We start from the raw sequence: 16,186 nt of genomic DNA, 5'->3' as shown, positions 1-16,186 counted from the left end.
GCCCCGCTCAGTCGGGGCTTTTTCTCCCTCCCAAAAAATATCCCTGTCTTCACCACAGCTTTGTGGCATTTTTATTTTTGTCGGTTGACACTTTTTGTACAGCCGCATACAATTCGCGTCCCCTTGAATTGGGGTGAAAGCGAGCTCTGGCACATAAATTTGGAGTTTGGTAATGAACCAACGAATCCGTATCCGTTTAAAGGCTTTCGACCATCGCCTGATCGATACATCGACTCAGGAAATTGTCGATACCGCCAAACGTACGGGCGCTCAGGTGCGTGGTCCTATTCCACTGCCCACCCGTAAAGAGCGTTTTACCGTCCTGGTCTCTCCGCACGTCAACAAAGACGCGCGCGATCAGTACGAAATCCGTACGCACAAGCGCATGCTCGACATTGTTGAGCCAACAGAAAAAACCGTTGATGCGCTGATGAAACTGGATCTGGCTGCCGGTGTGGAAGTTCAGATCAGTCTTGGTTAAGAGCGAACAGGCTTAACCTTACACAGTGCTCTGTGTAACGCCTAATGTCAGGCGGCCATAGTGGGTCCAAGCCCCGTACACGAGAGGTAAATAAAATGGCAATTGGTATTGTCGGTAAAAAAGCGGGCATGACCCGTATCTTTACCGAAGAAGGTCAATCTGTTGCTGTTACTGTCCTGGAAGTAACGCCAAACCGCGTCTCTCAGGTAAAAACCGTTGATACTGACGGTTACAGTGCAATTCAGGTTACTTTTGGCGCTAAAAAAGCGTCACGCGTTTCCAAGCCAGCATCTGGTCACTTTGCAAAAGCAAATATCGAAGCTGGACGAGGCGCTATCGAGTTCCGTACTGAAGAATCTTTCAGTGCCGGTGATGAACTATCTGTTACCCAGTTTGAAGCGGGCCAGAAAGTAGATGTTACTGGTACTACCAAAGGTAAAGGTTTCCAGGGTGGCGTCAAGCGCTGGAACTTCCGTACTCAGGATGCTACCCACGGTAACTCCCTGTCACATCGCGCACCTGGCTCTATCGGCCAGTGTCAGACTCCCGGTCGTGTCTGGAAAGGCAAGAAAATGGCTGGCCATATGGGTTCTGAACAACAGACCACCCAAAGCCTGGAAGTCGTACGCGTTGACGTGGAAAACAACCTGCTGCTGGTCAAGGGCGCAGTACCTGGTGCTCCAGGTTCTGACGTGATTGTGAAGCCAGCTGTTAAGGCGAAGGGGTAAGCGATGGAACTGAAAACTAACGCAGGCAATGCGGTAGCTGTTTCTGACGCTACCTTCGGCCGTGAATTTAATGAAGCCCTGGTTCACCAGGTGGTTACTGCCTATATGGCAGGTGGCCGTCAGGGTACCAAAGCACAAAAGACCCGTTCTGAAGTTGCCGGTGGTGGTATCAAGCCTTGGCGTCAGAAGGGAACTGGTCGTGCTCGTGCTGGTACTTCAAGTAGCCCGATCTGGCGTTCAGGTGGTGTTACGTTTGCTGCCAAGCCACGCGACTTCGACCAGAAGCTGAACAAGAAAATGTACCGCGCAGCCATGCAGGTCATCTTGTCTGAGCTGGTTCGTCAAGAGCGTTTGGTGGTTGCAGACTCCTTTGGCGTCGAAAGCCATAAGACCAAAGAGTTTGTTGCCAAATTGAACGAACTGGACCTGAGCAACGTATTGATCATCTCCGAGGATATCGACGAGAAGCTGTATCTGGCTGCTCGTAATGTTCCTCATGTCGGCGTGACCGAAGCATCAGCGATCGATCCTGTGAGCCTGATTGCATTCGAAAAAGTCCTGGTGACTGTGCAAGCCTTGAAACAACTTGAGGAGGCTTACGCATGATTCGTGAACGCCTTTACAAGGTGCTGATCGCACCTCAGATTTCTGAGAAAGCAACTTGGGTTGCCGAAAAACACGGACAGTATGTTTTCCGTGTGGCTCCTGATGCAACCAAGCCAGAAATCAAACAAGCCGTTGAAGCCCTGTTTGAAGTAAAAGTTCAGTCAGTGCAGGTTGTCAACATTAAAGGCAAGACCAAACGTACTGCTCGCGGTGTTGGCAAGCGTAATGATGTGCGTAAAGCATACGTTCGCCTGGTCGCCGGTCAGGACATCGACTTCGCTGACGCGGAATAGGAGCTTAAGTCATGGCATTGGTGAAAACTAAACCGACTTCAGCTGGCCGTCGCCATCTCGTTAAAGTCGTGAATAAAGAGCTGCACAAGGGTAAACCTTTTGCGCCTCTGCTTGAAAAGAACAGCAAGTCTGGCGGTCGTAACAATAACGGTCGGATTACCACTCGTCATATTGGCGGTGGTCACAAACATCACTATCGTGTCGTCGATTTCAAACGCAACAAAGATGGCATTCCAGCTGTTGTTGAGCGTCTGGAATACGATCCGAACCGCAGCGCCAACATTGCTCTGCTGAAGTACGCAGACGGTGAGCGTCGCTACATTCTTGCTGCCAAAGGCATGAGTGCAGGTGATGAAATCGTATCTGGCGAGCATGCTCCTATTAAAGTAGGTTCTGCGATGCCTTTGCGTAACGTGCCGGTTGGTAGCGTTATTCACAACATCGAGCTGAAGCCTGGTAAAGGTGGTCAGATCGCCCGTTCTGCGGGTACATCTGCACAGCTGGTTGCTCGTGAAGGCACTTACTGCACTTTGCGTTTGCGTTCCGGTGAGATGCGCAAGGTTTTGTCTGACTGTCGCGCCACCCTGGGCGAAGTGGGTAATGCTGAGCACGCTCTGCGTGAACTGGGTAAAGCTGGTGCTACGCGCTGGCGTGGTGTTCGTCCTACCGTTCGCGGTGTGGTGATGAACCCTGTGGACCACCCACATGGTGGTGGTGAAGGTCGTACCTCTGGTGGTCGCCATCCTGTTTCTCCTTGGGGTGTTCCAACCAAAGGCTACAAGACTCGTAAGAATAAGCGTACCGACCATCTGATCGTACGCCGTCGTTCTGCGAAATAACTAGAGAGGATTGAACTGTGCCACGTTCATTGAAAAAAGGTCCATTTATTGACCATCACTTGATGAAGAAGGTAGAGGCCGCTCTTGAGAAGAACGACAAGCGTCCGATCAAGACCTGGTCTCGCCGCTCCACTATCTTCCCGGATTTCGTGGGGCTGACCATCGCTGTACATAACGGTAAACAACACGTGCCTGTTTTCGTCACTGAAGACATGGTTGGACATAAACTGGGCGAATTCGCGCTGACTCGTACTTTTAAGGGTCACGTAGCGGATAAGAAAGCCAAACGCTAAGAAGGGGTGAAGTATGTCTGAAGTAGCCGCTGTTTTACGTGGTGCTCGCTTGTCCGCTCAAAAAGCGCGCCTGGTCGCAGACCAGATCCGCGGTAAAAAAGTGGATGAAGCTCTGGAAATCCTGACTTTCAGCACCAAAAAAGGCGCTGAACTGGTCAAGAAAGTTCTGGAATCTGCCATCGCCAACGCTGAGCACAATGATGGCGCTGACGTAGATGAGCTGAATGTCAGCACGATCTTCGTCGACGAAGGTATGACCATGAAGCGTATTCGCCCTCGTGCGAAAGGCCGTGCGGATCGTATCTTCAAGCGTACTTGTCACATCACTGTGAAAGTTTCAGAAAAATAGGAGTTGGTCAGATGGGTCAGAAAGTTCATCCAACCGGTATCCGCTTGGGCATTGTCAAAGATCACAATTCGATCTGGTATGCCGGTAAGGATAAGTACGCCGACAATCTGCTGACTGACATCGCTGTTCGATCCATGATCGAAAAGCGCCTGGAAAAGGCATCAGTCAGTAAGGTCGTCATTGAGCGTCCTGCGCAAAACGCCAAAGTCACCATCCACACTGCCCGCCCAGGTATTGTGATTGGCAAAAAAGGTGAAGACGTTGAGGTTCTGCGTAAGGACCTGAGCGAAGTGATGGGTATTCCGGTACACATCAACATTGAAGAAGTTCGCAAGCCTGATCTGGATGCCAAACTGGTTGCCCAGAGCGTTGCTAGCCAGCTGGAACGTCGAGTTATGTTCCGTCGTGCTATGAAACGCGCCGTTCAGAACGCCATGCGTGGCGGTGCTGAAGGTATCAAGATCCAGGTGAGCGGCCGATTGGGTGGAGCCGAGATTGCTCGTGCCGAGTGGTATCGTGAAGGACGTGTGCCATTGCACACACTGCGTGCCGACATCGACTACGCAACTTACGAAGCACACACTACCTATGGTGTTATTGGCGTTAAAGTCTGGATCTTCAAAGGTGAGATTCTGGGCGGTATCCAAGAGGTACGCGAACGCGCCAAGAGCCAGGGTAAGAAGAAATCCGGTCGTTCATAAGGGGATTGAGTTATGTTGTTACCAAAACGTACCAAATTCCGCAAAGTCCAGACCGGCCGTAACCGTGGCTTGGCCATTCGTGGCTCCAAGGTCAGCTTTGGCGAATATGCGCTGAAAGCTACCGGCCGTGGTCGTCTGACTTCGCGTCAAATTGAATCAGCACGTCGTGCGATGACCCGTAAGGTGAAACGTGGCGGCAAGATCTGGATTCGCGTGTTCCCGGACAAGCCTATTACAGAAAAACCTCTCGAGGTTCGTATGGGTAAAGGTAAGGGTAACGTTGAATACTGGGTATGCCAGATTCAGCCAGGTCGTGTTCTTTACGAGATGGAAGGTGTGCCTGAAGAGTTGGCGCGTGAAGCGTTTGCTCTGGCTGCGGCCAAGCTGCCTTTCGATACTGTATTCGTTAAACGGACGGTGCTGTGATGAAAGCAAGTGAACTGAAAGAAAAATCAGTGGCTGAGCTGAAATCTCAGCTGATAGAACTGTTGGGCGAACAATTTAAGTTGCGTATGCAAAAAGCGACTGGCCAGTTGGGACAGACTCACCTTGTGAGTCAGACCCGTCGCGACATCGCTCGCGTTAAAACTGAGCTGGCAAGCAAGGCAGGTGAATGATCATGACTGAGAACACAACATCCGTTCGTACCCTGAGTGGTCGTGTCGTGAGCAACAAGATGGACAAGTCCATCACTGTCCGGGTTGAGCGTTTTGTAAAGCATCCGATCTATAAAAAGTTCGTGAAGCGTTCTACCAAGATTATGGCGCACGACGCCAACAACGAATGCCAGATTGGCGATTTCGTTACAGTAAAAGAGTCACGCCCACTGTCTAAAAACAAGACATGGGCGTTGGTAAACATCGACGAGCGCGCCGCCAAGGTTTAACCACCAGGCGGAGTCAGTTAAGGAGCGAGAGGCATGATCCAAACTCAAACCATGCTAGACGTTGCCGATAACAGCGGCGCAAAGCGTGTTCAGTGCATTAAAGTACTGGGCGGTTCGCATCGTCGTTATGCCGGCATCGGTGATTTGATTAAAGTGTCCGTTAAGGAAGCAATTCCTCGCGGTAAAGTTAAAAAAGGCCAGGTAATGAACGCCGTGGTTGTACGTACCCGTAAAGGTGTGCGTCGTCCCGATGGTTCAATTATCCGCTTTGACGTCAACTCTGCGGTTCTTCTGAACGCATCCTTGTCGCCAATCGGTACTCGTATCTTTGGCCCTGTGACTCGTGAACTTCGCTCAGAGAAGTTTATGAAGATCATTTCCCTAGCACCTGAAGTGCTCTAAGGGAGGGAATGCAAATGTTGAAAATCCGTAGTAAAGACGAAGTGGTTGTTATCGCAGGTAAAGACAAGGGCAAACGCGGTACCGTTCAAAAGGTACAGCAGGATGGCCGTCTGATAGTTACCGGCGTTAACATGGTGAAAAAACACCAGAAGCCTAACCCGTACCTGCAGCAGCCAGGTGGCATCATCGAGCGTGAAGCTGGTATTCAAGCTTCCAACGTGGCCATTTGGAACCCTAAAACTGAAAAAGCTGATCGTGTTGGCTTCCAGGTTGACGGTGAAAAGAAGGTACGTATCTTCAAATCCACTGGCGATGTAATCGACGCCTAATTGGAGCTGGATACTGCTATGTCACGTTTAGAAGAACTGTATAAACAAGAAGTAGTAGCCAAGCTGCAAGAAGAGTTTGGTTACAAGAACATCATGGAAGTGCCAAAAATCACCAAAATCACCCTGAACATGGGTGTCGGTGAAGCATTGGGCGACAAGAAACTGATGGATAGCGCGGTTGCTGATATGCAACTGATTGCTGCCCAGAAAGTGGTTGTCACCAAGGCACGTAAATCTGTCGCGGGCTTCAAGGTTCGTGAAGGCTGGCCAATTGGTTGTAAAGTGACCCTGCGTCGCGAACGCATGTGGGATTTTATGGATCGTCTGATCGATATCTCCCTGCCTCGTGTACGTGACTTCCGTGGTATTAACGGCAAGTCATTTGATGGTCGCGGCAACTACAGCATGGGTGTGAAGGAACAAATCATCTTCCCGGAAATTGACTACGATAAAGTAGACAAGGTTCGCGGTATGGATGTGACCATCACCACCACAGCCAAAACCAACGAAGAAGGCCGTGCTTTGCTGAAAGCGCTGCAGTTCCCGTTCCGTAACTGAGGAGTTAGTCATGGCTAAAATCAGCATGAAGCAGCGTGAGTTGAAGCGTGAAAAACTGGTAGAGAAATATTCTGCCAAGCGTATTGAGCTCAAGGCAATCATTAGTAACCAGGATTCTTCTGATGAAGAACGCTGGGATGCACAACAAGCGTTGCAGAAACTACCTCGCGATTCATCCGCGAGCCGTCTGCGACGTCGTTGTCAAATAACGGGCCGTCCGCACGGTGTTTACCGCAAGTTCAAGCTGTCACGTATCAAACTGCGTGAAGAAGGAATGAAAGGTAACGTGCCAGGTCTGAAAAAGGCGAGTTGGTAAGCACACCCTTTGCGCAAGACCGGAACGTTATTGTTCAGGTCTTGCCTGAAGGCCGCTGCACAACAGAGGTAATATAAATGAGTATGCAAGACACGTTGGCGGACATGTTCACCCGCATTCGTAATGCCCAGCAAGCTGGTCATACGACTGTGAGCATGCCGTCTTCAAAAATGAAGGCGTCTGTTGCCCAGGTTCTGGAAGCAGAAGGCTACATCAGTGGTTTTTCAGTAGAAGAGTCAACCAAATCGGTTATGACTATTGATCTGAAATACTACGAAGGCAAGCCGGTTATTGAACGTATCCAGCGCGTATCACGCCCTGGTTTGCGTCAGTACAAGGGTTCCGCACAACTGCCGAAAGTAGAGGCAGGTTTAGGCGTAGCCATTGTATCCACCTCGAAAGGCGTCATGACTGACCGCGCTGCCCGTGCTGCGGGTGTCGGTGGTGAAGTTATCGCCACCGTATTCTAAGAGGGGATACCATGTCTCGTGTAGCTAAGGCTCCTGTACAGATCCCGACTGGTGTTGAAATCACACTGGCCGCTGACAAGATCTCCGTTAAGGGCAAACAAGGTTCCTTGGAACTGGCTATCCACACTGCTGTGGATATTCAGCAAGAAGAGAATGAACTGAAGTTCGCTCCGAAAAAGAATGACAAGCAATCTAATGCTTTGGCGGGAACGTTCCGCGCTCTGGTAAACAATATGGTTACCGGTGTGAGTGTTGGTTTTGAAAAGAAACTGGTTTTGCAAGGTGTTGGTTATCGTGCCAAGTCTTCCGGCAAAACTCTAAACCTGTCCCTGGGCTTCTCTCACCCGGTTGATTATGAACTGCCTGACGGTGTGACTTGTGAAACACCAAGCCAGACGGAAGTTGTGATCAAGGGTGTCGACAAACAAGTTGTCGGCCAGGTTGCCGCTGAAATTCGCGGTTACCGTCCTCCTGAGCCTTATAAAGGCAAGGGTGTTCGTTACGCTGACGAGATTGTTCGTCGTAAAGAAGCCAAGAAAAAGTAAGGTCTAGGCCATGAATGAGAAGAAAACAGCTCGTCTGCGCCGTGCCCAGAAAACCCGGATAAATATCCGTGAAAAAAGCGCGGTTCGTCTGTGTGTACACCGTACACCCCGACACATTTATGCTCAGATCATCGCTGCCAATGGCGCTAGCGTCCTTGCAACGGCTTCTACAGTAGAAGCAGATCTGCGTAACGATTTAACTGGTAACGTCAGTGCTGCCACGAAAGTGGGTCAGTTGATTGCTGAGCGTGCAAAAGCCGCCGGTATTACCAAGGTCGCTTTCGATCGTTCCGGTTTTAGATACCATGGTCGCATCAAGGCTCTGGCTGACGCGGCTCGTGAAAACGGCCTCGAATTCTAAGGGTAAAGATCATGGCAAATAACGAACGTAATAACGATCGCAACAACGATCGCTCAGAAAGTGAATTCCAGGAAAAACTGGTTCAGGTTAACCGTGTAGCCAAAGTAGTAAAAGGTGGTCGTATTTTCGCCTTCACTGCTCTGACTGTGGTTGGTGATGGCAATGGTCGTGTCGGCTTTGGTCGCGGTAAATCCCGCGAGGTTCCAATGGCAATTCAAAAAGCTATGGAACAAGCCAAACGCAACATGATCACTGTGCAGCTGGATGGCAACACGCTTCAGTATCCGATTAAAGCCCGTCACTCCGGTGCACAGGTTTATATGCAGCCAGCATCTGAAGGTACCGGTATTATTGCCGGTGGTGCGATGCGTGCAGTACTGGAGATGGTTGGTGTCAAGAACGTACTGGCCAAGTGCTACGGTTCTACTAACCCAAACAACGTGGTTCGTGCAACCTTTAATGGCCTGGCGCAAATGAAGTCACCTGAAGAGGTGGCGGCAAAACGCGGCAAGACTGTTGAAGAAATTCTGGGGTAATTCGATATGGAAAAGAAAACTGTAAAGGTTACCCAGACTCGCAGCACTATTGGCAAACTGCCAAAGCACCGCGAAACCATGAAAGGTCTGGGCCTGCGTCGGATTGGTCATACTGTTGAACTGGAAGATACTCCTTCCATTCGCGGCATGATCAACCAAGTTCAATACATGGTTAAGGTTGAAGGGGAGTAATATGCGCCTCAATGAATTGAGCCCTGCTCCTGGTTCCAAGCCATCGCGTAAGCGCGTTGGCCGTGGTATCGGTTCTGGTTTGGGTAAAACCGGTGGTCGTGGTCACAAGGGGATGAAATCCCGTTCTGGTGGCAGCGTTGCACCCGGTTTCGAAGGTGGTCAGATGCCTATCCACCGTCGTTTGCCAAAGTTTGGCTTTACTTCCCGTAAAGCCCAGTACGTTGCAGAGATTCGTCTCAACGAACTGTCTTTGGTAGAAGGCGATGTCGTAGATCTGGCAGCACTGAAAGCAGCAGACGTGATTGGCGACAAGTTTAAAGAAGGTCGCGTTATCCTGTCTGGCGAAATCAGCAAGGCTGTGACTGTTAAAGGTCTGAAAGTCACTAAAGGCGCTCGCGCTGCCATTGAAGCAGCAGGCGGTAAGGTCGAAGACTAATGGCTACTCAAGGCTCACTACCACAAGGAATGAACAAGGGTTTGGGAGAACTTTTCTCCCGGATCCGGTTTGTACTCCTGGCAATTGTTGTATATCGGATTGGTACCCATATTCCGGTACCAGGGATTAACCCGGAAGCGCTGGCACGGTTGTTTGAACAGAATCAGGGCACTATCCTGGAAATGTTCAACATGTTTTCCGGCGGCGCACTGGAGCGTATGAGTATTCTTGCGCTCGGGATCATGCCGTACATTTCCGCGTCCATTATCATGCAATTGCTGACGGCGGTGAGCCCTCAGCTTGAGCAGCTAAAGAAGGAAGGTGAATCGGGTCGTCGCAAGATTACCCAATACACCCGCTACGGCACTGTCTTGCTGGCCACCGTACAAGCGTTCGGTGTTTCAGCAGGACTGGCAGGGCAGGGTGTTACCTTCTCTTCTGGTATCGATTTTTATATCGCAGCAGTACCCTCCTTTGTGGCGGGTGCCGTCTTTATGATGTGGTTGGGCGAACAGGTAACCGAGCGTGGTATTGGTAATGGTATATCCATTCTGATTTTCGCCGGTATTGTTGCCGGTTTGCCCAGCGCGATTGGACAGGCCTTTGAATCTGCCCGCCAGGGCGATTTGAATATTCTGTTGTTGCTGGTGATTGCTGCTTTGGCAGTAGCGGTTATAGCTTTCGTTGTCTTTGTAGAACGGGGTCAACGCCGTATCACCATCAACTATGCCAAGCGCCAGATGGGTAACCGTCAGATGATGGGTGCCCAAAGCAGCCATCTTCCACTCAAGCTGAATATGGCGGGTGTTATTCCTGCGATTTTCGCATCAAGCTTGCTGTTGTTCCCGGCATCTCTGGGGCAATGGTTTGGCAAGGGCGAAGGCATGGAATGGCTCCAGGACATTAGCCTGGCTCTGGCACCTAGCCAGCCGCTTTATATCGTATTGTTTGCTGCCGGTATTATTTTCTTCTGCTATTTCTATACGGCGTTGATGTTTAACCCGAAAGATGTCGCAGAAAACCTGAAAAAATCCGGTGCTTTCATTCCAGGGATTCGTCCCGGAATCCAGACCGCCAAATATATTGACACCGTATTGGGTCGCCTGACCCTGTTTGGTTCTCTTTATATTGCGTCTGTCTGTTTGTTGCCCCAGTTTCTGGTGGTTGCAGCAGATGTGCCTTTCTACTTTGGCGGTACATCACTGCTGATCGTAGTGGTTGTGGTTATGGATTTTATGGCGCAGGTGCAATCACATCTGATGTCTCATCAGTATGAATCCCTGATGAAGAAAGCGAACTTGAAAAATATGGGCTCGGCTAATCGCTGAGGCCATTTTAGGAGACTGTCATGAAAGTACGTGCGTCTGTTAAAAAAATGTGCCGTGAATGCAAAATCATTCGTCGAAACGGCAGCGTGCGCGTGATCTGTACAGATCCCAAGCACAAACAACGTCAGGGTTAATTCTCCTGGCACGGCGGGTGTGGTTAACAAGTAGCTTGCATTTTATGCAAGCTACTTGTAGTATCTCGCGCCCTTTCATCAAGTAAGTGTAACGGAGTTAGACATGGCCCGTATTGCCGGTGTCAATATTCCTGACAACAAGCATGCAGTGATTTCTCTGACCTATGTTTTTGGCATTGGTAAGACCACTGCCCAGCAAATCTGTGCCGCTACAGGCATCGCAGAGAGCACCAAAATTGGTTCTCTGAGCGAAGATCAGCTGGACATTATCCGTAATGAAGTTGCTAAGTTTACGGTCGAAGGCGATCTGCGTCGTGAAGTACAAATGAACATCAAGCGTTTGATGGACATGGGTTGCTTCCGCGGTATTCGCCACCGTCGTAGCCTGCCTCTTCGCGGTCAGCGTACTAAAACAAATGCTCGTACCCGTAAGGGCCCGCGCAAGCCAATCCGTAAGTAATCACTGATTACCGGGTTGGACTTTTAGTGTAGCTGCATTCACTTGTTGCAGTGTTGATATTAAAAGCAGGATTGTAAAAAATGGCTAAGCCACAAAGATCAACCAAGAAAAAGGTTAAAAAGCAGGTAGTGGATGGCATTGCCCATATCCACGCCTCTTTTAACAACACCATTGTGACCATCACCGACCGTCAGGGCAATGCATTGTCCTGGGCTACTGCCGGTGGCTCTGGTTTCCGTGGTTCTCGTAAGAGCACTCCTTTTGCCGCTCAGGTGGCAGCAGAACGTGCTGGTGAAGCTGCCAAAGAGTATGGCCTGAAGAATCTGGACGTTGAAGTTAAAGGTCCAGGTCCTGGCCGTGAATCTGCAGTTCGCGCTCTGAATGCATGTGGATACAAAATATCCAACATCACAGACGTGACTCCGATTCCTCATAACGGCTGTCGTCCACCTAAGAAGCGTCGCGTATAAGGAGGCAGAATTATGGCACGTTATATTGGTCCCAAGTGTAAGCTGTCTCGTCGTGAAGGAACTGATCTGTTCCTGAAAAGCGGCATTCGCGCACTCGATACAAAATGCAAGCTTGAAACCAAGCCAGGTGTTCATGGCGCAGGTCGTGGTCGTCTGTCTGACTATGGTTTGCAGCTGCGTGAAAAGCAGAAAGTCCGCCGTTTGTACGGCATTCTGGAAAAGCAGTTCCGTAGCTACTACAAAGAAGCAGCGCGCCGTAAAGGTGCAACGGGTGAAAACCTGCTGCAATTGCTGGAATCCCGTCTGGACAACGTTGTTTACCGTATGGGGTTTGGTTCTACCCGTGCGGAATCGCGTCAGCTGGTTTCTCACAAGGCAGTAACCGTTAACGGACGTACTGTTAATATTCCGTCTTACCAGGTGCAAACTGGCGATGTGGTTGCGATTCGCGAAAAATCGAAAAACCAGGATCGTATCAAGACTGCTCTGGAACTGGCTGGTCAGCGCAGTGATTGCGCATGGATCCATGTCGATTCCGGCAAGATGGAAGGTACTTTTACCAATGTTCCGGAACGCGCTGATCTCCCTGCGGAAATCAACGAAAACCTGATCGTGGAACTTTACTCCAAATAATAGAGGAGCTTAAGGGCAGCTATGCAGCGTGCAGTTAATGAATTTTTGACACCTCGTAACATCCAGGTAGACGAAGTTAGCGGTACCCATGCCAAGGTCACTCTTGAGCCTCTGGAACGCGGATTTGGTCACACACTGGGCGCAGCCCTGCGTCGTATCCTGCTGTCATCAATGCCGGGTGCGGCCATTGTCGAGTGTGAAATCGACGGCGTATTGCACGAGTACAGCGCAATTGAAGGTATTCAACAGGATGTTATTGAAATCCTGCTGAACCTGAAAGGTGTTGCAGTCAAATTGCATGAGCGCGACGAAGCGAACCTGACTCTGGCCAAAACTGGCCCGGCGACGGTTACAGCTGCCGATATTCAACTGGATCATGGTGTTGATATTGTCAACCCGGACCACGTCATTGCCCATTTGGGTGAAGGTGCCGAGCTGAAGATGACCATTAAGGTCGCTTCAGGTCGCGGTTATGAAACCGTCGAATCTCGCTACCAGAATGACGAGGAAACCAAGGCAATTGGTAAACTTCAGCTGGATGCCACTTACAGCCCGGTCAAGCGGGTTTCATACAGCGTCGATAGCGCTCGTGTGGAACAACGTACAGACCTGGACAAGCTGGTTATCGATCTGGAAACCAATGGCACTATTGATCCGGAAGAAGCGATCCGTCGTTCCGCGACCATCTTGCAACAACAGCTGGCTATCTTCGTCAATCTTGAGAACGATGAGGTAGTTGAACAGGTACGCGAAGAAGAAGAGATTGATCCTATTCTGCTGCGTCCTGTCGACGATCTGGAGTTGACCGTCCGCTCCGCCAACTGTTTGAAAGCAGAAAATATTTACTACATCGGCGATCTGATCCAGCGCACTGAAGTTGAGCTGTTGAAGACTCCTAACCTGGGTAAAAAGTCTCTGACTGAAATCAAAGACGTTCTTGCTTCCCGTGGCCTGTCGTTGGGTATGCATCTGGAGAACTGGCCACCCGCCAGCCTCCGTAACGACGACAAAGTGCTCGCGTAAGCTGAGCGTTCAGTTAGTAAGGAATTAAACCATGCGTCATCGTAAAAGTGGTCGTCACTTCAATCGTACCAGCGCACACCGTCAAGCCATGTTGAAAAACATGGCGGTGAGCCTGTTCGAACATGAAGTCATTAAAACGACTCTGCCAAAAGCGAAAGAACTGCGCCGCGTTGCTGAGCCACTGATCACTCTGGCTAAAGAAGATTCAGTTGCAAACCGTCGTCTGGCGTTCTCTCGTACCCGCAGCAAAGAAGCTGTTGGTAAACTGTTTAACGAACTCGGTCCTCGTTACCAAGCTCGTCCAGGCGGTTATATCCGTATTTTAAAATGCGGTTTCCGTTCTGGTGATGCTGCGCCTATGGCGTATGTAGAGCTGGTCGATCGTCCGGTTGTTGATGCAGAAGACATTGTAGAAGTCGAGGATGATGCAGCTGAGTAATATTGGCTGCTCTTCCTGAAAACCCGCTTTCGAGCGGGTTTTTTTATGCCAGTAATTTGCTACTTGCTACGGACGCCTTATGCCGGAGAGGGGCAGAAAGGGGCATGAGCCACCAATCAGTCTGCGTGGCCGGAAATCCTTTTCCGGCGTAACGAACCATCCGGTTCAGGCGGCGACATGCGGTTTTAGCTGCGCTTCCAGACGATTTCCTGCCGCGCCGTGGGTCAATATCTGAATCGCTTTTTCGGCAATGACGGAACCGGCTTCGGTGGCTGGCAGCCCCTTCTGGTAAATATTGGAAATAACGCTGTATTCCCACTCGATGTCCGGGTTGCCACTGAATATGGCAGCCTGCTGCTGGTGTTCATCTGCAACGCGATAAGCCAGATAGGCCGACATGCTTCGGGACGCCATGGCATCACCACCAGGGCGTTCACCAATCAAATTGATGATCAGCCGTGACTGCAGTGCATTGCCAATATCTTCCGCCAGTTTGACCCTGCCATACTGACAAACAACGGCCTGGCCACAACGATAGCCCTGGCTTTGTAAACCGTCCTGAAGCACGGGTAGCAGTTGCTCAATATTGTGGTGGATGGCCTCGGCACTGAGTCCATCGGTCACCAGAATCTGGACATCGGTGAATTCTGGCACCAGGCTCAAACGGCAATGAGTGTCGAGATAAGCACCGGTTTCCGGGTTGGACAGATGCGTTTCCCTGGTGTTGGCGCGAGTGATCAACTGGCGGAATCCCAGTACGTCGGTGAGTTTATTGACATTGAGGTCGGCATAAATTGCCTCCCTGGCAACCGCCTGATTGCTTCTCAGGGTACGGGCAACCTGATTGCTTGGACGTGGCCCGGCATTGTCGAATCCATAAGCGGCTGGTACCGATTCCAGCAGACGCTGATAATCACTTTCTGAGGCACAAAATTGTTCTGGTTTGCCCCAGTTCGGCCCACGTTCCAGTTCTCCCTCTTCATTGCGTATGAAAATGCCTTTGGCCATTGCCCAGCTGAGGTATTCGGGTGCTGGTTCGAGGTTGTGAATCTCGCGCAAGGTCTGGTCGTCGTGGCCACTGGTATCGAAATAGGCCAGCATGCGGTCGTTACCGAGGTAAACGTCCATAAAAAAGTTGGCCCCGGCTGCGGCAAGCAGCTCAGTGGCCATTTGCTGGCCTTCGGCAGTCACCTGGGAATGCAGGGTAAAGCAGGGGGCCATGCCCATGGGTAATCCCATTAACTTGCCCATAAAATGATCCTGCAAACAGCTGTAGGTCATTTCAAAATTATCAAGATGGGTTTCAGGGCCAATAAATCCGGTGACGTTATTCACCATAAACGGGCGGTAGCGACGTGCCAGTCCGTAGCACAGGGCTTCACAGGTCGCCATATCCAGACCGTTGTGCTTGTTGTAGGTCAGTTCACTGCCTTGGCCGGTTTCGAAGTACATAACATTTTCTGCGCCAGAGTCTCGCAGTGGCCCGTGGTTTTGCATCAACTCATAGGCCTGATCCAGCAGCTCAACGGTGACATCAAATTCGTCGGTCAGAGTACGCTCTGTGCCCGCCAGGCTCTGGAACATGATTTCCACCGGCGCTCCGCCTTGCAGGCAGGCCATTTGGGTTTTGATATGAGACAGCACACAAATCTGGGTTGGAGCACCGGTTTCCCGCCGCAACCTGTCTAGGTGGTGTAATACCGCGCTGATGTTGTCGACGGTATCAATCGCCGGGTTGAGGCCCAGTAGTGCGTCTCCGGCTCCCATCGACAGTCCGGCATAGGTCAGCAGGCTGATCCCGGCGAGATTGTCGGTGGGGTGGTTTGGCTGCAACCGTGAGGACAAGGTGCCTGGCAGGCCAACACGGGTTCGTGCCTGAGCAGCCGCGCCATTTTTCAGGCGCTTGGCCAACAGAATCAGCTCATGGACGTCGAGTAGCTTGGTGACTGCCGCGACCATGACTCCGGTCAACGCCTGGCCAATCTCACGAATACGCGGCCCTTTACTGGCCAGCATAAGATCCTTTAATTCACCCAGAGTCAGTTGCCGCAAGGTATTGAAGGTGGCCGGATTTATGTCGTAATTGACCCGCATCACACTGTCGATACGGCCTTCAGCGTCGGTCAGCGGGGTATCGTAAAGATGCTGTAGTGTCTGTTGGGACAGCAGGGAACGGGCTGCTTCACGCTCAATTTCGTCGCTGGCAGCCAATCCGGCGATACGATCACCGGCCTTGCTGACATCCGCAGCCCCTAACAAGTGCGCCAGATTACGAAAGCGGTAATGCTTCTGCATTAGCAGAATGTCGTACGCTTTGGGATCTGTGCTGGCAGGGGTATCAATCTGTTGCAGTGGGGTTGGGCAAAAAATGGACATAG

Annotated in this window: 29 protein-coding genes; 28 read left to right on the top strand and 1 reads right to left on the bottom strand. The window is 50.8% G+C overall.

Annotated elements, in window-relative coordinates:
* Positions 1 to 172 precede the first annotated feature (172 nt).
* From rpsJ to rplQ, 28 genes are all read left to right on the top strand, one after another.
* Positions 173 to 481 (top strand): 30S ribosomal protein S10, encoded by a 309-nt coding sequence (gene rpsJ / locus SOJ49_RS16600; protein WP_036535225.1) that lies wholly within the window; start codon positions 173 to 175, stop codon positions 479 to 481.
* A 95-nt stretch (positions 482 to 576) separates the two neighbouring features.
* The gene (gene rplC / locus SOJ49_RS16595) at positions 577 to 1,209 is read left to right on the top strand and encodes a 50S ribosomal protein L3 (RefSeq protein ID WP_369855603.1); all 633 of its coding nucleotides are present in this window, start codon (positions 577 to 579) and stop codon (positions 1,207 to 1,209) included.
* Between the two features lie 3 nt (positions 1,210 to 1,212).
* Positions 1,213 to 1,815, top strand: coding sequence for a 50S ribosomal protein L4 (rplD, locus tag SOJ49_RS16590; RefSeq protein WP_369855602.1), 603 nt, complete (start codon positions 1,213 to 1,215; stop codon positions 1,813 to 1,815).
* Complete coding sequence (gene rplW, locus SOJ49_RS16585) at positions 1,812 to 2,108, top strand: 50S ribosomal protein L23 (protein ID WP_369855601.1); 297 nt, start codon at positions 1,812 to 1,814, stop codon at positions 2,106 to 2,108. The genes rplD and rplW overlap by 4 nt, the downstream gene beginning before the upstream one ends.
* A gap of 11 nt (positions 2,109 to 2,119) precedes the next feature.
* Positions 2,120 to 2,947: a 50S ribosomal protein L2 gene (gene rplB, locus SOJ49_RS16580; protein WP_369855600.1), complete on the top strand. Its 828-nt coding sequence runs from the start codon at positions 2,120 to 2,122 to the stop codon at positions 2,945 to 2,947.
* A gap of 17 nt (positions 2,948 to 2,964) precedes the next feature.
* Entirely contained in the window at positions 2,965 to 3,240 is a 276-nt protein-coding gene (gene rpsS, locus SOJ49_RS16575; RefSeq protein WP_369855599.1) for a 30S ribosomal protein S19, read from the top strand.
* Between the two features lie 13 nt (positions 3,241 to 3,253).
* Positions 3,254 to 3,589, top strand: a complete 336-nt coding sequence (gene rplV, locus SOJ49_RS16570) for a 50S ribosomal protein L22 (protein ID WP_303434720.1) — start codon at positions 3,254 to 3,256, stop codon at positions 3,587 to 3,589.
* Positions 3,590 to 3,600: 11 nt separating this feature from the next.
* Entirely contained in the window at positions 3,601 to 4,290 is a 690-nt protein-coding gene (gene rpsC, locus SOJ49_RS16565; protein ID WP_303434721.1) for a 30S ribosomal protein S3, read from the top strand.
* Between the two features lie 12 nt (positions 4,291 to 4,302).
* Positions 4,303 to 4,716, top strand: a complete 414-nt coding sequence (rplP, locus tag SOJ49_RS16560; protein WP_369855598.1) for a 50S ribosomal protein L16 — start codon at positions 4,303 to 4,305, stop codon at positions 4,714 to 4,716.
* Positions 4,716 to 4,907: a 50S ribosomal protein L29 gene (rpmC, locus tag SOJ49_RS16555; protein ID WP_369855597.1), complete on the top strand. Its 192-nt coding sequence runs from the start codon at positions 4,716 to 4,718 to the stop codon at positions 4,905 to 4,907. Before rplP ends, rpmC begins: the two co-directional genes overlap by 1 nt.
* Before the next feature lie 2 nt (positions 4,908 to 4,909).
* Entirely contained in the window at positions 4,910 to 5,176 is a 267-nt protein-coding gene (rpsQ, locus tag SOJ49_RS16550; protein WP_369855596.1) for a 30S ribosomal protein S17, read from the top strand.
* 33 nt (positions 5,177 to 5,209) lie between these two features.
* Positions 5,210 to 5,578: a 50S ribosomal protein L14 gene (rplN, locus tag SOJ49_RS16545; RefSeq protein WP_369855595.1), complete on the top strand. Its 369-nt coding sequence runs from the start codon at positions 5,210 to 5,212 to the stop codon at positions 5,576 to 5,578.
* 14 nt (positions 5,579 to 5,592) lie between these two features.
* The gene (gene rplX / locus SOJ49_RS16540; protein ID WP_369858082.1) at positions 5,593 to 5,907 is read left to right on the top strand and encodes a 50S ribosomal protein L24; all 315 of its coding nucleotides are present in this window, start codon (positions 5,593 to 5,595) and stop codon (positions 5,905 to 5,907) included.
* Positions 5,908 to 5,925: 18 nt separating this feature from the next.
* The gene (rplE, locus tag SOJ49_RS16535) at positions 5,926 to 6,465 is read left to right on the top strand and encodes a 50S ribosomal protein L5 (RefSeq protein WP_369855594.1); all 540 of its coding nucleotides are present in this window, start codon (positions 5,926 to 5,928) and stop codon (positions 6,463 to 6,465) included.
* A gap of 10 nt (positions 6,466 to 6,475) precedes the next feature.
* Complete coding sequence (gene rpsN / locus SOJ49_RS16530; RefSeq protein ID WP_369855593.1) at positions 6,476 to 6,781, top strand: 30S ribosomal protein S14; 306 nt, start codon at positions 6,476 to 6,478, stop codon at positions 6,779 to 6,781.
* Between the two features lie 77 nt (positions 6,782 to 6,858).
* Positions 6,859 to 7,251: a 30S ribosomal protein S8 gene (rpsH, locus tag SOJ49_RS16525; protein ID WP_369855592.1), complete on the top strand. Its 393-nt coding sequence runs from the start codon at positions 6,859 to 6,861 to the stop codon at positions 7,249 to 7,251.
* A gap of 11 nt (positions 7,252 to 7,262) precedes the next feature.
* The gene (gene rplF / locus SOJ49_RS16520; protein ID WP_369855591.1) at positions 7,263 to 7,796 is read left to right on the top strand and encodes a 50S ribosomal protein L6; all 534 of its coding nucleotides are present in this window, start codon (positions 7,263 to 7,265) and stop codon (positions 7,794 to 7,796) included.
* A gap of 10 nt (positions 7,797 to 7,806) precedes the next feature.
* Positions 7,807 to 8,157 (top strand): 50S ribosomal protein L18, encoded by a 351-nt coding sequence (gene rplR / locus SOJ49_RS16515; protein WP_369855590.1) that lies wholly within the window; start codon positions 7,807 to 7,809, stop codon positions 8,155 to 8,157.
* Positions 8,158 to 8,168: 11 nt separating this feature from the next.
* Positions 8,169 to 8,693 (top strand): 30S ribosomal protein S5, encoded by a 525-nt coding sequence (rpsE, locus tag SOJ49_RS16510; protein ID WP_369855589.1) that lies wholly within the window; start codon positions 8,169 to 8,171, stop codon positions 8,691 to 8,693.
* Positions 8,694 to 8,699: 6 nt separating this feature from the next.
* Positions 8,700 to 8,885: a 50S ribosomal protein L30 gene (rpmD, locus tag SOJ49_RS16505; protein WP_303434733.1), complete on the top strand. Its 186-nt coding sequence runs from the start codon at positions 8,700 to 8,702 to the stop codon at positions 8,883 to 8,885.
* A 1-nt stretch (position 8,886) separates the two neighbouring features.
* Positions 8,887 to 9,321, top strand: a complete 435-nt coding sequence (rplO, locus tag SOJ49_RS16500; protein WP_369855588.1) for a 50S ribosomal protein L15 — start codon at positions 8,887 to 8,889, stop codon at positions 9,319 to 9,321.
* A complete protein-coding gene (secY, locus tag SOJ49_RS16495) occupies positions 9,321 to 10,649 on the top strand; it encodes a preprotein translocase subunit SecY (protein ID WP_369855587.1) in 1,329 nt (442 codons plus the stop codon). The genes rplO and secY overlap by 1 nt, the downstream gene beginning before the upstream one ends.
* A gap of 20 nt (positions 10,650 to 10,669) precedes the next feature.
* Entirely contained in the window at positions 10,670 to 10,783 is a 114-nt protein-coding gene (rpmJ, locus tag SOJ49_RS16490; protein WP_084644941.1) for a 50S ribosomal protein L36, read from the top strand.
* Between the two features lie 103 nt (positions 10,784 to 10,886).
* Positions 10,887 to 11,243 (top strand): 30S ribosomal protein S13, encoded by a 357-nt coding sequence (gene rpsM / locus SOJ49_RS16485; protein WP_369855586.1) that lies wholly within the window; start codon positions 10,887 to 10,889, stop codon positions 11,241 to 11,243.
* A gap of 80 nt (positions 11,244 to 11,323) precedes the next feature.
* The gene (rpsK, locus tag SOJ49_RS16480; RefSeq protein WP_094059483.1) at positions 11,324 to 11,713 is read left to right on the top strand and encodes a 30S ribosomal protein S11; all 390 of its coding nucleotides are present in this window, start codon (positions 11,324 to 11,326) and stop codon (positions 11,711 to 11,713) included.
* Positions 11,714 to 11,725: 12 nt separating this feature from the next.
* Positions 11,726 to 12,346, top strand: a complete 621-nt coding sequence (rpsD, locus tag SOJ49_RS16475; RefSeq protein ID WP_369855585.1) for a 30S ribosomal protein S4 — start codon at positions 11,726 to 11,728, stop codon at positions 12,344 to 12,346.
* Positions 12,347 to 12,367: 21 nt separating this feature from the next.
* Positions 12,368 to 13,369, top strand: coding sequence for a DNA-directed RNA polymerase subunit alpha (gene rpoA / locus SOJ49_RS16470; protein ID WP_369855584.1), 1,002 nt, complete (start codon positions 12,368 to 12,370; stop codon positions 13,367 to 13,369).
* 31 nt (positions 13,370 to 13,400) lie between these two features.
* Positions 13,401 to 13,808, top strand: coding sequence for a 50S ribosomal protein L17 (rplQ, locus tag SOJ49_RS16465; protein ID WP_369855583.1), 408 nt, complete (start codon positions 13,401 to 13,403; stop codon positions 13,806 to 13,808).
* A 165-nt stretch (positions 13,809 to 13,973) separates the two neighbouring features.
* Here the strand turns inward: rplQ and eutB are convergent, their stop codons facing one another.
* Positions 13,974 to 16,184: an ethanolamine ammonia-lyase subunit EutB gene (gene eutB, locus SOJ49_RS16460; RefSeq protein WP_369855582.1), complete on the bottom strand. Its 2,211-nt coding sequence runs from the start codon at positions 16,182 to 16,184 to the stop codon at positions 13,974 to 13,976.
* Positions 16,185 to 16,186 lie beyond the last annotated feature (2 nt).

Origin of the sequence: Candidatus Thalassolituus haligoni (assembly GCF_041222825.1) — a bacterium.
Classification (GTDB): Bacteria; Pseudomonadota; Gammaproteobacteria; order Pseudomonadales; family Oceanobacteraceae; genus Oceanobacter; species Oceanobacter antarcticus.
The sequence above is the reverse complement of the archived record's forward strand: the minus strand, read 5'-3'. Positions and strand labels throughout refer to the sequence as shown.

Bases quoted from the DNA above. Each gene is read 5' to 3' on its own strand.
- rpsJ (WP_036535225.1), top strand. From the start codon at position 173: ATGAACCAACGAATCCGTATCCGTTTAAAGGCTTTCGACCATCGCCTG.
- rplC (WP_369855603.1), top strand. From the start codon at position 577: ATGGCAATTGGTATTGTCGGTAAAAAAGCGGGCATGACCCGTATCTTT.
- rplD (WP_369855602.1), top strand. From the start codon at position 1,213: ATGGAACTGAAAACTAACGCAGGCAATGCGGTAGCTGTTTCTGACGCT.
- rplW (WP_369855601.1), top strand. From the start codon at position 1,812: ATGATTCGTGAACGCCTTTACAAGGTGCTGATCGCACCTCAGATTTCT.
- rplB (WP_369855600.1), top strand. From the start codon at position 2,120: ATGGCATTGGTGAAAACTAAACCGACTTCAGCTGGCCGTCGCCATCTC.
- rplV (WP_303434720.1), top strand. From the start codon at position 3,254: ATGTCTGAAGTAGCCGCTGTTTTACGTGGTGCTCGCTTGTCCGCTCAA.
- rpsC (WP_303434721.1), top strand. From the start codon at position 3,601: ATGGGTCAGAAAGTTCATCCAACCGGTATCCGCTTGGGCATTGTCAAA.
- rplP (WP_369855598.1), top strand. From the start codon at position 4,303: ATGTTGTTACCAAAACGTACCAAATTCCGCAAAGTCCAGACCGGCCGT.
- rpmC (WP_369855597.1), top strand. From the start codon at position 4,716: ATGAAAGCAAGTGAACTGAAAGAAAAATCAGTGGCTGAGCTGAAATCT.
- rpsQ (WP_369855596.1), top strand. From the start codon at position 4,910: ATGACTGAGAACACAACATCCGTTCGTACCCTGAGTGGTCGTGTCGTG.
- rplN (WP_369855595.1), top strand. From the start codon at position 5,210: ATGATCCAAACTCAAACCATGCTAGACGTTGCCGATAACAGCGGCGCA.
- rplX (WP_369858082.1), top strand. From the start codon at position 5,593: ATGTTGAAAATCCGTAGTAAAGACGAAGTGGTTGTTATCGCAGGTAAA.
- rplE (WP_369855594.1), top strand. From the start codon at position 5,926: ATGTCACGTTTAGAAGAACTGTATAAACAAGAAGTAGTAGCCAAGCTG.
- rpsN (WP_369855593.1), top strand. From the start codon at position 6,476: ATGGCTAAAATCAGCATGAAGCAGCGTGAGTTGAAGCGTGAAAAACTG.
- rpsH (WP_369855592.1), top strand. From the start codon at position 6,859: ATGAGTATGCAAGACACGTTGGCGGACATGTTCACCCGCATTCGTAAT.
- rplF (WP_369855591.1), top strand. From the start codon at position 7,263: ATGTCTCGTGTAGCTAAGGCTCCTGTACAGATCCCGACTGGTGTTGAA.
- rplR (WP_369855590.1), top strand. From the start codon at position 7,807: ATGAATGAGAAGAAAACAGCTCGTCTGCGCCGTGCCCAGAAAACCCGG.
- rpsE (WP_369855589.1), top strand. From the start codon at position 8,169: ATGGCAAATAACGAACGTAATAACGATCGCAACAACGATCGCTCAGAA.
- rpmD (WP_303434733.1), top strand. From the start codon at position 8,700: ATGGAAAAGAAAACTGTAAAGGTTACCCAGACTCGCAGCACTATTGGC.
- rplO (WP_369855588.1), top strand. From the start codon at position 8,887: ATGCGCCTCAATGAATTGAGCCCTGCTCCTGGTTCCAAGCCATCGCGT.
- secY (WP_369855587.1), top strand. From the start codon at position 9,321: ATGGCTACTCAAGGCTCACTACCACAAGGAATGAACAAGGGTTTGGGA.
- rpmJ (WP_084644941.1), top strand. From the start codon at position 10,670: ATGAAAGTACGTGCGTCTGTTAAAAAAATGTGCCGTGAATGCAAAATC.
- rpsM (WP_369855586.1), top strand. From the start codon at position 10,887: ATGGCCCGTATTGCCGGTGTCAATATTCCTGACAACAAGCATGCAGTG.
- rpsK (WP_094059483.1), top strand. From the start codon at position 11,324: ATGGCTAAGCCACAAAGATCAACCAAGAAAAAGGTTAAAAAGCAGGTA.
- rpsD (WP_369855585.1), top strand. From the start codon at position 11,726: ATGGCACGTTATATTGGTCCCAAGTGTAAGCTGTCTCGTCGTGAAGGA.
- rpoA (WP_369855584.1), top strand. From the start codon at position 12,368: ATGCAGCGTGCAGTTAATGAATTTTTGACACCTCGTAACATCCAGGTA.
- rplQ (WP_369855583.1), top strand. From the start codon at position 13,401: ATGCGTCATCGTAAAAGTGGTCGTCACTTCAATCGTACCAGCGCACAC.
- eutB (WP_369855582.1), bottom strand. From the start codon at position 16,184: ATGTCCATTTTTTGCCCAACCCCACTGCAACAGATTGATACCCCTGCC.